The organism is Mesobacillus sp., from assembly GCF_057785455.1.
Genome location: NZ_JBYNSB010000060.1, coordinates 1 through 14,749 on the forward strand (window position 1 = coordinate 1; position 14,749 = coordinate 14,749).

The 14,749-nt window shown below is 45.1% G+C and carries 13 protein-coding genes and 1 pseudogene; 13 read left to right on the forward strand and 1 reads right to left on the reverse strand.

Annotated elements, in window-relative coordinates:
• The first annotated feature begins 401 nt into the window (after nt 1-401).
• The 13 genes and pseudogenes from AC3EBE_RS21380 to AC3EBE_RS21440 all read left to right on the forward strand — a co-directional run bounded on the left by AC3EBE_RS21380 (nt 402) and on the right by AC3EBE_RS21440 (nt 13,172).
• The gene (locus AC3EBE_RS21380; protein ID WP_488597046.1) at nt 402-1,649 is read left to right on the forward strand and encodes a substrate-binding domain-containing protein; all 1,248 of its coding nucleotides are present in this window, start codon (nt 402-404) and stop codon (nt 1,647-1,649) included.
• Nucleotides 1,650-1,733: 84 nt separating this feature from the next.
• Nucleotides 1,734-2,507 carry an ABC transporter ATP-binding protein gene (locus AC3EBE_RS21385; RefSeq protein WP_488597047.1) on the forward strand — a complete coding sequence of 258 codons (774 nt, stop codon included), beginning with the start codon at nt 1,734-1,736 and terminating at the stop codon, nt 2,505-2,507.
• A complete protein-coding gene (locus AC3EBE_RS21390; protein WP_488597048.1) occupies nt 2,485-3,192 on the forward strand; it encodes an ABC transporter ATP-binding protein in 708 nt (235 codons plus the stop codon). Before AC3EBE_RS21385 ends, AC3EBE_RS21390 begins: the two co-directional genes overlap by 23 nt.
• An 18-nt stretch (nt 3,193-3,210) precedes the next feature.
• Complete coding sequence (locus AC3EBE_RS21395) at nt 3,211-4,071, forward strand: branched-chain amino acid ABC transporter permease (RefSeq protein WP_488597049.1); 861 nt, start codon at nt 3,211-3,213, stop codon at nt 4,069-4,071.
• A 7-nt stretch (nt 4,072-4,078) separates the two neighbouring features.
• Complete coding sequence (locus tag AC3EBE_RS21400; RefSeq protein WP_488597050.1) at nt 4,079-5,089, forward strand: branched-chain amino acid ABC transporter permease; 1,011 nt, start codon at nt 4,079-4,081, stop codon at nt 5,087-5,089.
• Nucleotides 5,086-5,268, forward strand: a complete 183-nt coding sequence (locus AC3EBE_RS21405) for a hypothetical protein (protein WP_488597051.1) — start codon at nt 5,086-5,088, stop codon at nt 5,266-5,268. Before AC3EBE_RS21400 ends, AC3EBE_RS21405 begins: the two co-directional genes overlap by 4 nt.
• Before the next feature lie 156 nt (nt 5,269-5,424).
• The gene (locus tag AC3EBE_RS21410; protein WP_488597052.1) at nt 5,425-6,441 is read left to right on the forward strand and encodes a 3-oxoacyl-ACP synthase; all 1,017 of its coding nucleotides are present in this window, start codon (nt 5,425-5,427) and stop codon (nt 6,439-6,441) included.
• Nucleotides 6,441-7,352: an intracellular short-chain-length polyhydroxyalkanoate depolymerase gene (gene phaZ, locus AC3EBE_RS21415; RefSeq protein WP_488597053.1), complete on the forward strand. Its 912-nt coding sequence runs from the start codon at nt 6,441-6,443 to the stop codon at nt 7,350-7,352. Before AC3EBE_RS21410 ends, phaZ begins: the two co-directional genes overlap by 1 nt.
• A 12-nt stretch (nt 7,353-7,364) precedes the next feature.
• Nucleotides 7,365-8,105 (forward strand): 3-oxoacyl-ACP reductase FabG, encoded by a 741-nt coding sequence (gene fabG / locus AC3EBE_RS21420; RefSeq protein ID WP_488597054.1) that lies wholly within the window; start codon nt 7,365-7,367, stop codon nt 8,103-8,105.
• 463 nt (nt 8,106-8,568) lie between these two features.
• A complete protein-coding gene (locus AC3EBE_RS21425; protein ID WP_488597055.1) occupies nt 8,569-8,895 on the forward strand; it encodes a hydrolase in 327 nt (108 codons plus the stop codon).
• Nucleotides 8,896-8,960: 65 nt separating this feature from the next.
• A pseudogene (locus AC3EBE_RS21430) lies at nt 8,961-9,092 on the forward strand (acetaldehyde dehydrogenase (acetylating)); the annotation flags it as partial.
• 330 nt (nt 9,093-9,422) lie between these two features.
• Nucleotides 9,423-11,387 (forward strand): lipoteichoic acid synthase, encoded by a 1,965-nt coding sequence (gene ltaS / locus AC3EBE_RS21435; protein WP_488597056.1) that lies wholly within the window; start codon nt 9,423-9,425, stop codon nt 11,385-11,387.
• 264 nt (nt 11,388-11,651) lie between these two features.
• A complete protein-coding gene (locus tag AC3EBE_RS21440; RefSeq protein WP_488597057.1) occupies nt 11,652-13,172 on the forward strand; it encodes a class I adenylate-forming enzyme family protein in 1,521 nt (506 codons plus the stop codon).
• 226 nt (nt 13,173-13,398) lie between these two features.
• Here AC3EBE_RS21440 and AC3EBE_RS21445 read toward each other — a convergent pair whose 3' ends face one another.
• On the reverse strand, nt 13,399-14,556 hold the full coding sequence (locus tag AC3EBE_RS21445) for an MFS transporter (RefSeq protein ID WP_488597058.1): 1,158 nt from the start codon (nt 14,554-14,556) through the stop codon (nt 13,399-13,401).
• Between the last annotated feature and the right edge of the window lie 193 nt (nt 14,557-14,749).

Here is a 14,749-nt window from a genome sequence, read left to right on the forward strand (position 1 = left end):
CTCGAGTCGCTTGGCTAGCTGCGGATCCTAACTCCTCGAGACGCTTGTCTAGTTTCGCCTCCTAGAAACTCCGAAACTTCAACTCTGCCCGCAGAAGCAAAAAGCGCTTCTTTGTCGGAGTCTCCAGTTTCTGCGTTTCTGAACAGTCGGCTATACTTTTCGATTTCGGTCCGCCCGATAAAGTCAAAGAACGACTTTACCGGGCGGCCCTCCGACGGACAGGATGTCCTAGTGCCGACGTTGCCAAAGGAAGTGGCGAATTTAGTCGGTCAGCGCTTTTCGGGGCTTAGCAAGGCGCTTGCGCTTTTCTAATGTATGTAACTCATTTGTAACTGCTTTTCTTTAAGATGAAGTCACAGCTTGGCGAGCTTTAGGATAACCATTTTAAAGGGGGAAAGGGAATGAAAGCGTCAAAACGGAATTTTGCTTTATCTTTTATGCTTATTTTAGTCCTGCTGTTTGCAAGTGCCTGCTCGGGATCATCGGGATCGGAGAAAACAGGCGGAGCATCTGATAAGGATAAAAAGGAGGAACCGAAGAATTCGAAACCAATCAAAATCGGGGTGCTTGCTTCGCAGACTGGCGGCCTGGAGGCATATGGAAAACAAACGCTTCGCGGCTTTGAGCTTGGATTGGAATATGCGACTGACGGCACCAATGAAGTGGCTGGCCGCAAAATTCAATTCATTGTAGAAGATACTGAAACAAAACCAGAGGTAGCAGTTCAGAAGGCGACAAAATTATTGGAGGAAGATGAAGTTGACTTCCTTGTGGGTTCTTCAAGTTCTGGTGATACTCTGGCTGTGCTTCCTTTAGCGGAAGAATACGAGAAGATCATGGTTGTTGAGCCGGCTGTAGCGGACAGCATCACAGGCTCTGAATTTAATGAATACATCTTCCGCACAGCACGAAACTCTTCCCAGGATGCTGTAGCAGGTGCTGCTGCAATTGCAAAGGAAGGCGTGAAAATTGCGACACTTGCTCCAGATTACTCATTCGGGCGTGACGGAGTGGCTGCTTTTAAAGAAGCAGCGGAAAAATTAGGCGCAGACATTATCCATGAAGAATACGCTGACCCAGCTGCAACTGATTTTACATCCAACATCCAAAAAATTATCGATAAAAAGCCTGATTATCTGTTCGTAGTCTGGGCGGGCGCTAACTCTCCGTGGAACCAGATTGCCGATATGAAGGTCCAGGAAAAAGGCATCAAGATTTCCACTGGAGCTCCTGATATTGCTGCACTTGCAACCATGCAGCCGCTTGTAGGCATGGAAGGCTTCACAGTTTACTATCATGATCTTCCTCAAAATGACATTAATAAATGGCTTGTTGAAGAACATAAAAAGCGTTTCAACGGCGAGCTTCCTGATTTGTTCACTCCTGGAGGCATGAGTGCTGCGATTGCGATTGTTGAGGCGCTTAAGAAAACAGAGGGTGACACTGACTCCAAGAAGCTGATTGAAACAATGGAGGGCATGAGCTTTGAATCTCCAAAAGGCAAGATGACATTCCGTGCGGAAGACCACCAGGCACTTCAGGCACTATATGCCATCAAGCTTGAGAAGAAGGATGGAGTGGATTATCCAGTCCCTGTCCTGATTCGTGAGCTGACACCGGAAGAAACGGCTCCTCCTGTCCGCAACTAATACAATAACCATAATGAACTTCGGTACATAAGCCGGAGTTCATTATGCTTTGCAAATGAAAAATACTTATGGGTGGTGAAAAGATTGACAGCAATTTTAGAGACTAAGGATTTGAGCATTACATTTGGAGGCCATACTGCTGTCGATTCCGTCAGCATTAAAGTCCCTCATAACCACTTCAAATCAATCATCGGTCCAAATGGAGCTGGCAAAACGACTTTTTTCAATCTGCTGAGCGGGCAGCTTTTGCCGACCAAAGGGCAGGTTTTATACAAGGGCAGTGAGATCACGAAGCTGTCCCCAACAAAAAGGACGAGGGCTGGAATCGGAAGGTCGTTCCAAATCACGAATGTATTCCCTAATCTGACCGTGATGGAGAATGTCCGGCTGGCTGTACAGTCGCATGCAGGAGTCCGCTATCAAATGCTTAGGCATTTCCGTTCTTTTAAAAAATTCGAAGAGGAAAGTGCAGACTGGCTTAGACTGGTGCTCCTTGAGGACAAAAAGGATGCCCTTGCCAGGAATCTTGCCCACGGGGAAAAAAGGAAGCTCGAAATTGCCATGCTTCTTGCCTTGAATACTGAGGTCCTCCTCCTTGATGAACCGACGGCAGGCATGTCACTGGAGGAGGTTCCGGCCATCCTGGAGGTCATTCGCAAAATAAAACAAAGAGGTGACCGGACCATTATTTTAATTGAACACAAAATGGATATGATCATGGATCTCTCAGATTCCATCATGGTCCTGTTCAACGGGACGCTCCTTGCCGATGGCACCCCGGAGGAGATCATGAAAAATGAAACAGTTCAGTCTGCTTATTTAGGAGGTTTGCATAGTGAGCACACTGTTAAAGCTTGATCAGGTTGAGACATATATAGGACAGTACCATATCCTCCAGGGTGTATCATTCGAAGTTCCTAAGGGCGAGGTCACGGTCCTGCTCGGACGGAATGGAGCCGGCAAAACGACGACCCTGAGAACCATCATGGGGCTGAACCAGGCATTAAAGGGCCAGATTCACTATAAAGGTGAAGAAATCAAAGGGCTCCCGACATATACCATCGCGAATAAAGGTATTGGATATGTTCCTGAGGACCAGGGGATTTTTGCAGATTTGACGGTTGAAGAAAATATTAGAGTTGCGATAAAAAAGGACAATGATGAAACCAGGAAGAGGCTCGACTATATTCTTGACTTGTTTCCGGATTTGAAGAAATTTTGGAAAAAGCCTGGCGGGCTGCTGAGCGGAGGGCAGAAACAGATGCTGTCCATCGCACGTGCCTATGTCAATGATAATGAGCTGCTTCTGATAGATGAGCCAAGCAAAGGGCTTGCACCAATAGTGGTTGAGAAAGTAATGGAGAGCATACAGCAAATGAAGGAAAAGACAACTATCATTCTCGTTGAGCAAAACTTCATGATGGCGAGTACGATCGGCGACAGCTTTTACATCATTGATGATGGCCGGACGGTTTCCAATGGGCCGATGGGAATTCTTCGCGAAGACGAAGAGATGAGAAGGAAGTATCTAGGGATTGCTTAGGAAGGGAGGAAGAAAAAGGTGGAAGTCCTAATTAATTTATCTATAAACGGCCTCGCCACAGGAATGCTCATCTTCCTGCTGGCAGCAGGCTTGACCTTGATATTCGGCTTGATGGATGTGCTTAATTTTGCCCATGGCGGGCTGTTTGCCTGGGGAGCCTACAGCGGAATCTGGATTTACACCACCACAGGAAGCTTCCTGGCAGGAATCGCAGGGGCCATCCTGACGGGAATGATTCTTGGAATCGCTACAGAACGCTGGATCATTAAGCCTGTTTACGGCAACCATGTCCAGCAAATCCTTATTACGCTCGGGCTGATGCTGGTGTTATCTGAAATGCTGAAAGTGGTCTGGGGACCTAACCAGATATCAGCCGTCACACCGGATTATCTTGCCGGAAGCTGGGAGGTCGGAAATGTCATTATCATTAAATACCGTGCATTCATAATAGCGGTTGGAATTGCCGTATTTCTTGCTGTTCAATTCCTGCTTAAAAAGACCAAAATCGGCCTTGTGGTCCGTGCAGGCGTAATGAACAAGGAAATGGTCCAGTCCCTGGGAATCAATATCCAGAAGGTATTCATGTTTGTATTTATGATTGGAGCAGGCATGGCCGCACTTGGAGGGATGCTCCTCGGTCCATATTCCGGTGTGATTTATGCGGACATGGGAATGGAGTTTGCGATTCTTGCTTTCATTGTTGTTGTCATTGGCGGAATGGGAAGCTTTTCTGGTTCGGTGATGGCCGCCATTCTGGTTGGGTTATCAGGCTCATTCATGGCATATTTTGTTCCAGACCTGGCACTGGCAGCAAATATGCTGCTGATGGCAGTCGTGCTGATTTTCAAGCCTCAGGGCTTATTCGGGGCAAGGGGGTGAACATGCAATGACAAAAATAATTACAAGCCGTATGAATATCCTTTATCTGATCATTGCTGTGTTTTTAACGGTACTCCCATTTGTTTATGATTCAAGGAGCATGCTGATCCTGCTTTCCCAGGTGTTCATTTTTGCCGTCCTGGCGATGAGCTATGATATCCTGCTCGGTTATACAGGTATCGTTTCCTTTGGGCATGCAATGTTCTTCGGTATAGGTGCGTATACAGTCGGAGTGTTCATGAAGCGGTTCGAGCCGGAAACAAGCTACTTCCTGCTTGCTGTTCTGGTCACGGTTTTATTGACAGCTGTCGTCAGCTATATTGTCGGGCTGCTGACGTTGAGGCTGAAAAGCCATTTCTACGCGATGCTGACAATGGCGTTCGCCGGACTATTCCTTGTGCTTGCCGAGAAGTGGCGCACTGTCACATATGGCAACGATGGCTTTACTTTCAGGGTTCCGGATTTCCTAAAAGACCGTACCGATTTTTATTTAATCTGCCTTGCCTCCATGGTCATAGTATTCATCCTGCTCAGGAGATTCACGAATTCACCCGTTGGAAAAGTCCTGCAGGCGATCAGGGAAAATGAACAGCGCACAGAGTCACTTGGATACAGCGTACTCCAATATAAAATCATCGCCAGCGTTGTTTCTGGAGTGCTCGCGGGGATTGCCGGAATTTTATATGCAGTTTCCCTCCGGTTCGTCAATACCAGCGTGTTCACTATGGATATCACCCTTGACGCATTGCTGATGACCATCATCGGCGGGGTCGGGACGCTGGTCGGCGCGATCATCGGCGCCGGGATCATTGAATTTTCGCACCACTGGCTGACAGAGCTCGCGAAGGTTCACTGGATTTTTGAAAGATGGATCATATTCTTTGGCATCATCTATATTCTCGCTGTCATGTTCTTCCCGATGGGCATTGTCGGATCCCTGCAAAAGCTGAAGTTTGGCAGGAAAAAGAAAGCTTCCGTCCCGGTTAAACCAGGAGCGGTAAGCCAGGGAGACTCATGATGGAAACAAAGCAAGTGTCATCATTCGTGCTCCGCTTCCAGCTTGCGGACATTGAAATGGACAGCGGGAAAAAATGCTGGCGGGTAAAAGTTACCCATGTACAGGAAGAAAAGGAAGCCATGTTCGAATCTGTGGAATCGGCCATGCAGTTCATAAAAGAGATTGTTGAAGAGTCATAGTTTTACCAGGCAAAAACAAGCTCGGACGTAAATGAAAAGTAGCATCAGGAAAATCGAAGGGCAGTTACACCGATGTAAGGTCGATATTGAAAAATGCAAGGTACGTTGCTTAGAGGCAATAATGACCGCTATTTTTTGGACTGAAGGGGGAAAACAATGCAAATTGGAATTGTCAGTACGGGAATATATCTTCCCGATTCATATATATCCGGTGCGGAAATTGCGAAGCTGGCAGGAATTCCCGAAGCCGTTGTGGAAGAGAAAATGGGAATCAAGAAGAAACCTATTCCTGGGCCAAATGACCATACCTGTGAGATGGGCATAAAGGCAGCGAGGGCCGCACTTGAAAAGTCAGGAATTGACCCTTTGGATATAGACCTTGTCATTTATATCGGCGAGGAATATAAGGAGTATCAGCTATGGACTGCAGGCATCAAGCTCCAGGAGGAAATTGGGGCGAAGAACGCCTGGGCCTTCGATACCGCCCTAAGATGCGGCACTACGGTAATGGCGCTGAAACTGGCCAAGGGGATGATGCTCTCGGATCCAGACATCAATACGGTCATGCTTGCAGGAGGGTACCGTAATGGCGACTTCATCGATTACCAGAATCCAAGAACCCGTTTCATGTATAACCTTGGTGCCGGAGGGGGAGCGATCATACTTAAAAAAGGCCATGACGAAAATCTTCTCTATGAAACAGAGGTAGTTACGGATGGTTCTTTTTCAGAGGATGTGGTCGTGGTTGCTGGAGGTACAAAAAATCCGATTTCTGCCGAAAATCTCGAACGCGGCCTTTACCAGCTGGATGTCCTTGATCCGCAGGGAATGAAAGAGCGGCTTGAGGAGAAGTCAATGGCTAATTTTCTGAAGGTAATAAGAAAATCGGTGGAAAAGAGCGGCTTTACAACATCTGATATTGACTACGTCGCCATGCTCCATATGAAAAAGTCCGCTCATGATTATGTCTTGAAAGAGCTCGCCCTCGAGGAGGGGAACTCTATTTATCTCGAAAACTATGGACATATTGGGCAGATTGATCAGATACTGTCTCTGGAACTGGCAGTGGAATCAGGCCAATTAAAGGATGGCGATATCGCTGTCCTTGTCAGTGCTGGAATCGGTTATGCATGGGGAGCAACAACTATACGCTGGGGAAAGGGTGAATGGTAATGGGAAAGACAGAGGCTCAGGCAGTTGAAATGAAAAAAGTTGAATTGCAAAATGGGGAAACCATCGCGTATCGGGAACGCGAAGGCGGCGTGGAAAATGTACTGTTAATCCATGGAAACATGACGTCCTCAAAGCATTGGGATTTGCTGCTCGACAGTTTGGACCCTTCTTTTAAAGTTTATGCGCTTGATTTAAGAGGGTTTGGAGAGTCCAGCTATCATAAACCAGTCATGTCCATTAAGGATTTTTCCGATGATGTAAAATTATTCGTCGATGCGATTGGGCTGAAGGATTTTGCCGTTATTGGCTGGTCGACTGGCGGGGCAATTGGCATGCAGTTTGCCGCTGATTATCCTGGTTATTGTGAAAAATTGATCCTTCTGGCATCAGCTTCTACAAGGGGCTATCCTTTCTTTGGCACAAGTCCTGAAGGCTTGCCTGATGTCAATAACCGGCTCGGTTCATATGAGGATGTCCAAAAGGATACTGGCAAAACAATTGCGGTCCAGACAGCCTATGACCAGAAAAATAGAGGTTTCCTGAAGGCGATGTGGAATATGCTTATTTACACAGACCGCCAGCCCGATGAGAAGCTTTATGAAGAGTATGTAGACGATATTCTGACTCAGCGCAATCTGGCAGAGGTCTATCATTCCCTTAATACATTCAATATCAGTTCTGTTCATAACGGCTTGTCAGAAGGCACAAATCAGGTAAAAGACATCCAGATCCCGGTCCTGGTGCTTCGCGGAGACCGTGATCTAGTGGTCACCCAGCGTATGACCGAGGAAATCGTTGAGGATTTTGGAGGCCGTGCCCGGTTTGTTGAGCTGAAGGATTGCGGTCATTCTCCGCTTGTAGATGATTTAGATCAGCTTCAGCAGAACATAGAGGAATTTTTAGCAGAATAGGAAGGTGTAAGAATGAGATTGAAGGATAAGGTAGCAATCATTACCGGTGCTGCAAACGGAATTGGCCTGGCAGCAGCGAAAACCTTCGCAAGAGAAGGGGCAAAGGTGGCAATGGCTGATTTTGACGAGGCAACAGGAACGCAGCGTGCAGCGGAGCTAGCGGAAGAAGGCTTTGAGGCTGCCTTTTTTCAGGTGAATGTGGCGGACCGCAGCAGTGTGGATGCACTGGTTCAAAATGTGCTGAGTCAGTTCGGAAAAATTGATATCCTGGTCAACAATGCTGGAATCACAAGAGACGGCATGCTGCATAAGCTGGCGGCAGAGGATTTCCAGAAGGTTGTTGATGTAAACCTGACAGGCGTATTCAATTGCGCCCAGGCTGTCGTTCCATCCATGGTCCAGCAAGGTTCAGGGAAAATTATCAATACTTCATCCGTATCTGGCGTTTATGGGAATGTCGGCCAGACGAACTATGCAGCGACAAAAGCTGGTGTAGTCGGGATGACCAAGACATGGGCGAAGGAGCTCGGGCGCAAAGGAATCAATGTAAACGCGGTAGCTCCAGGCTTTATTGAAACCGGTATGACCGCGAAAGTGCCGGAAAAAGTGCTGGATCAAATGAAGATGATGGTTCCGCTAGGACGGTTAGGCTTGCCGGAAGACATCGCCAACGCCTACTTATTCCTGGCTTCGGATGAATCCAATTATGTTAACGGTACCACCCTTCATGTCGATGGCGGCATTATGATGTAAATGGGAAAAGCGCATGCTGATGCGCTTTTTTTGTTTGGAGGGAGTGTTGAATTTTTGGGACTGGAATTAAAACGGGTCCAACTGGAATTAAAACGGGTCCAACTGGTATTATAATTGCTCCAACTGGAATTAATACTGGTCCAACTGGAATTAAAACTGCTCCACCCGGTTTTAAAACTCCCAAGTGGTATTAAAATTACTCCAACCGTAGATAAAATTGCCCCAACCGTAAATAAAATTGATCTAACCGTAGATAAAACTCTCCCAACCGTAGATAAAACTACTCCACCCGTAAATAAAACTGCCCCAAATTGTATTAAAATTAGAATCATCAGTTAAAAGTGTTAATGTAATCAGAAATTTCAGCATCAAGACGCTGCTCTTCTGCGCCATCTCCACTCAAGATGGTTAATAAACCATGAAAGGTGGTAAAAGGTATAAAAAACAGATTGAGGTGCTGTAAATGGAGGAGCAAAAACAAACGTATTATTTTAACATAGAAAGCGGAGAGGTATTGGATACGCCGGCAGAGCCGGAAGGCCATTTCAGGCTGATTGCCACTGGAGAGGAAATCAAGCATTTCCGTGAATACCTGGTCGATAACTATAAAGCGGACTGGGAAACCTTCGGGAATGCCCACTTGCCTTTCAATGAGCCTGATAAAGAGCATGCGGAATATGATGTCGCCATGAAAGAGATCTATGCGATGATTTATAAGCTTGGCGATGCTGAGGCTAAAAATCATGTGCGCAGCATGGGAATCCTGGATGAACAACATTTGAATCTGTAACGAAACTGCCACGGCCTTGTGCTGTGGCGTTTATTTTGGATTCCGGAAATATCGGGACGGACCTTATGTATAAGCTAGAACACAGCGACATCATCGAGTTGACCGCAATGATAGGGATCGACCCAGAATCAGACGGGCTGAAGCGTGCAAAGGAACGCCGCTATCAAGTCTTTGACAATGGAATCCAGGATTTACTCTGCCAAATCATTTTTTTCTACTATCTACATAAAAATTTTCAAAATCGAATTAACTCTTAAAAGGTATTCAATGGGGGCCAGGGTAATATGATAACTACAGATTCACAATCAAAATTTGAGTAGTTATCTGATTCGGTGTATGATGTTACTTGTGGTTTTAGATATTCTATAAAAAAATAATTAAAGTTATCTGCCAATAGGCCGGTTTGTTCATGTTTTGTTCATATTTAGGTTGTATAATTGGCTTGATGTTAAAATTAAGCTGAAAATATGTTATAATACTTTTTATTGCATTTTCCAAAGCTTATCATTGGGTGAGAGGAGATTAGTATGGAAAAAGTGAAACTACGAAAAAAATTAGAAAATAGCAATATAGCATTTTTTGCTGTTGCGGTTATATTATTTTGGATTAAGACCTATACAGCCTATCAAATGGAATTTAATTTAGGTATTGATAATAATCTGCAAAAATTTCTGCTGGCGATTAACCCGCTAAGCTCTGCATTATTTTTTATTGGATTTGCTTTGCTTTCAGTAAAGCATGCTAAAAAGTGGATGATTGCGATCAGTTCTCTGCTGTCATTCCTTTTATATGCGAATATCGTGTATTATCGGTTTTTCAATGATTTCATTACCGTTCCAGTCCTGATGCAGGCTAAATCAAATGCTGGCCAGCTGGGTGATAGCGCGAATTCCTTAATGTCCGTAATGGATGTTTTTTATTTTACGGATACGATTATCCTTATTGTTCTGGCATTGACGCTATTTAAAAAAGCAGTATCGAAAAGCCGCAAATCTTATCGCGTTGTCCTTGCGTTAAGTGTCGCAGTATTCTTGTTTAATCTTGGTTTAGCAGAAAAGGACCGTCCTGAATTATTGTCCCGCTCTTTTGACCGGAATTACCTGGTAAAATATTTGGGTGCCTATAATTTCACGGTTTATGACGTCATTCAAAACGCCAAGGCATCGAGCCAGAGGGCATTGGCAAGTGACAGTGATATTACCAATATCGAGAACTACAGAACAGCTAATTATGCAAAACCAAACCCAGAGTACTTTGGAAAAGCAAAAGGTATGAACGTGATTTACGTATCACTTGAGTCATTCCAAAACTTCATGATCGATTATAAAATGCCGGATGGAAAAGAAGTAACACCGTTTTTGAACTCTTTGGCACACGATGGCAGCACCTTCTACTTTGATAATTTTTATCATCAAACTGGACAAGGTAAAACATCTGATGCTGAGTTCCTGATGGAAAACTCCATCTATCCATTAGGCCAAGGCGCCGTTTTTGTAAACAAAGCGCAAAACACTTATCAGGCGACTCCTGCCATCTTGGGGCAGAACGGTTATACATCCGCCGTTTTCCATGGAAACTATAAGACGTTCTGGAACAGAAACGTTATGTACAAAGCTCTTGGCTATGATAAGTTTTTCGATGCCGAATATTACAGTATGACTGAAGAAGACACAAAGAATTACGGCTTGAAGGATAAACCTTTCTTCAAGGAATCAATGCCGATGCTTGAAGGCTTGAAGCAGCCTTTCTATACAAAATTCATTAGCTTGTCCAACCATTTCCCATTTGAAATGGATCCACAGGATACGGAATTCCCTGCTGGTGACTTTGGCGATCCAGTGGTGAATCAATATTTCCAGTCAGCTAATTATATGGATGAGGCGATCAAGCAGTTCTTTGACGATTTAAAGGCAAGTGGTTTGTATGATAATACCGTTGTTGTCCTTTATGGAGACCACTATGGTATCTCTGAAAACCATAATAAGGCAATGGAAAAGGTTCTGGGTGTCCCTGAAATTACACCAACAATTAATGCAGGGCTTCAGGAAGTTCCATTATTCATTCATGTACCGGGCGTAAAAGGTGGAGTTCAGCACCAGTTCGGCGGGCAAGTCGATGTGCGTCCGACTGTTCTTCATTTACTGGGAATCGATACAAAAGATCACCTGGAGTTCGGTTCAGACCTATTATCGAAAGATCACCGCAATTGGGCATTGTTCAGGAATGGGGATTACGTTTCACCTGACGTTACACAGGTAGGCGAAAAATTCTACAATCCTGCTACAGGTGAGTTATTGCCAAATCAAGATGAATATCAATCAATCATCGAAAAGGTAACAACAGAACTCCAGATGTCCGACGAAGTGGTCAACAAAGATTTATTGCGTTTCTATACACCACATGGATATAAACCAATTGATCCAAATGATTATCAATATTTAGGTCCTGAAGGAGACTCCAAAGAACCTGAAGGAAAATCAACGAAAGAATAAGCACAAAAAGAGAGAGGGATAAACATCCTTCTCTCTTTTTGTTTTGGCTTTTCTTAACCTCAGCTGTTTTTATCCGTGCCAGGCGTGTTTCCCGTGGGCAATTGCCTGGAACGCCAATCCCGGTAGTAAGGCCGTATAGAAGAAGATTGAAGAAGAACTGTTATCACAGCAGTGGTTAAAAACCTGCTAAATCCATCACTGTAACTAACCTGTAACTCTCTTTCTCTAAAATAAATCCATTAAGAAAGAGAGGGAGAGATTGCGGTGAGGTGGGAGCTCGATTGGCTTGATACGAGGGCTAAAATGACACCGGCAGCTGCGGCGATTGGCGATGAGGATTCGGACGATGCCTGGACTTATGATGAAGTCAATGATCGGGCGAAAGCCATAGCGGCATGGCTGCTGAAACAGGGGGTCGAAAAAGGAGACAGGGTTGCGCTCCTGGCGCCGAATGGAATCAGCTTTTTTGATTTAATGTTTGCCTGCGGAAAGATCGGCGCTGTGTTCGTGCCGCTGAACTGGAGGCTGTCTGTTGATGAACTTGCGTATATCATTCGTGATGCAGCACCAAAGCTGCTGGCATATCATTCTAATTTTACAAAAGAAGCATCAATAATCTGGAAGAAAGATGGTAGCTGTCTGGTGATCGATGGCACTTCTTACGAGAACCTTATAAATTATCATAAAACCATGCAATTTAACAAAACCGATGGAATCAGTGAAGAGGACCCGCTGGCGATGATCTATACAGGAGGTACGACGGGGAGGCCGAAAGGAGCAGTCCTCTCCCATCGGGCAATCATTTGGAATGGACTTTCGACGATAGTCAGCTGGAATCTGACAAACGAAGATAAGACCGTGACATATTTGCCGCTATTCCATACTGGCGGCATTAATGCGCTTTCGATTCCCATCCTGATGGCAGGAGGCAAGGTGGTACTGGCGAGGGAGTTTGATCCGGAAAAGGCAATTGGGAATTTAATCAAACATCAATGCACAATCGTTCTGTTCGTTCCCACGATGTACCATTCTCTTGTAAAAACCAAGCTGTTCCAGAACGTGGATTTCAAGGATATGAAAGTATTTTTATCTGGCGGGGCACCATGTCCGCTCGAAATTTATGAAGCCTTCAAGCAGAAGGGCAAGCCGTTCAAGGAAGGCTATGGGCTGACGGAAGCCGGGCCGAACAATTTCTATATTGACCCTGCAGATGCGGAAGTGAAAAGAGGGTCAGTGGGCAAGCCGATGATGTTCCATTCAGTCAGAATCATCGATGAGAGCGGGTGTGAAGCTGCAGCAGGAGAGGTCGGCGAGCTGGCGATCCAGGGGAGGCACGCCTTTACTTGTTACTGGAATAACAGAGAGGCGACCGATGAAGCTTTAAGAGACGGGTGGCTTTATACAGGCGACCTTGCAAAAAAAGACGATGATGGATACTACTATATCGTCGGCCGTAAGAAGGAAATGATTATAACCGGCGGAGAGAATGTATATCCCCTTGAGGTCGAGCATTGGCTCTGCTCCCACGAGAGCATCCAGGAGGCAGCGGTCATCGGGGTGCCGGATGATAAATGGGGCGAAGTAGTTACGGCATTCATTGTAACAGAGGAAAACTCTGTTATTACAGAGAATGATATAAAAGATTTTTGCAGACTGAAGCTTGGCGGCTATAAGATCCCAAAGAAGATTCATTTCATTACCCAAATGCCAAAGACTCATGTCGGAAAAATCGATAAGAAGCAGCTGAAGGAAACTGCAGCGGCCATGCGAAACCGGGTAATTTAATAGACTGCGTTTCCGGAATGAAATTAAATATTCCGGAATAATGAATGTGAACTCCGGAATAAAAAAATCTGGAAAGAAGAACGTGATTTCCGGAATAAAATCAAGTAATCCGGAATAAAACCAGGTTTTCCGGAAAAAGTGACCTGGTTTCCGGAATGAAATTTCGGAACAAGAAAATTAGGAGCCTCCGTCAAATTCCGCAGCGCAGCAAAACCAAAAAGGCATTTCAGCTGACTTTCGCAGACTGAAATGCCTTTTCATCTTTTATGAATAGGCACAAGAAGATGTTCATTGTAAACAATAGTGCGAGAAGAATCATCATACCTTTAAACGAAAGCAGTGAAGCTGCCAGGGGAGCTAGACTTGCTCCTGTCAGCAGGACGAATGAATAGAGTGAAAGTGCCTTTGCCCGCTGGCTGCTGCCGAAATGGCCGATCAGGGTGATGGCTGTCGGTATGACGAGTGAGATCGAGGAAACGAAAAAAATTGAAAAGACGATTAAATGAGCCACAGAATGGAAGAATGTCAGCGACATGGCACTGAACACACCGATTGCAAGACCGCCCATTAAGGTCTTCAGCTCCCCCCACCAATCTATAAGCCTGCCGGTAAAAAGAGAAAGCAAAGCCCCTATCAAGCCGACGAGTCTAATCATCATTAAATCTGAAGACGGTCCAGAGAAGAATCTGCCTATGCTATCGTAAAAAGCAATGATGGCAAAAAGAAGTGAAAATGTGATGAGATAGCATTTTACGAGCCGCGAATCTGTCAAAAGTTCGATAAATACCTTATGAATCGGTTTCCCTTTATTTGCAGTGGGTGGTGTTTCTTTTAGCAGAAAGAAGGAAGCTGCAAATAGAACAAGGTAAACAACAGAGAAGAAAATATAAACCGTGCTCCAGGAATAGAGCTCTGCCAGAAAAGCACTGGAAACCTGGCCGAAGATTCCGGCAATCAGGAAGCCGGTATTGATTAGTACAACCAAAATTGTTCTTTGCGTGAAAGAAAACAAGTCGTAGGAATAGGCAAAGGCAACAGAGGCAAAGGTTGCAAGTGTCATTCCCTGGAGAGAACGAGTAAGCCAGAGAGTCATCGACCCTGCGGAAAAGCCAACCGCCAGTGTCGTCAACGCCGATGCGAGCAGCCCATAAACAAGGATTTTCCTGCGTCCGGTTACATCGGAAATCGGGCCGAAGGAAAGCAGCCCGCATGCATAAAAAAAGGTAAACAGCCCCCCGGCGAGGACAACATGGGACTCAGGAATGGTTAAATTGTCTGCAATGTTGGAATAAATGGGAATCAATGTGTAAATATTGCTGGCGACCATAATCGCGCAGACCGTAAGAAGGATGGCCGTTTTTTGGAAAAAACTTAAAGCCTTCACTGTAATCACCTGCCATCAATAACATATGCAATAGCCCAGCGGCATGAAGGTTGTTCATGGCAAAAATTAACGGGCTTATCGCTTCCAAATCAGCCGTGAAAAAAGGTATAATGGATTCATATACAGAACAATTGTTTGGCAGAATGAAGAGCATCCAAAGGCGCAATGATAGGCGCCTTTTCAATTTTCTATA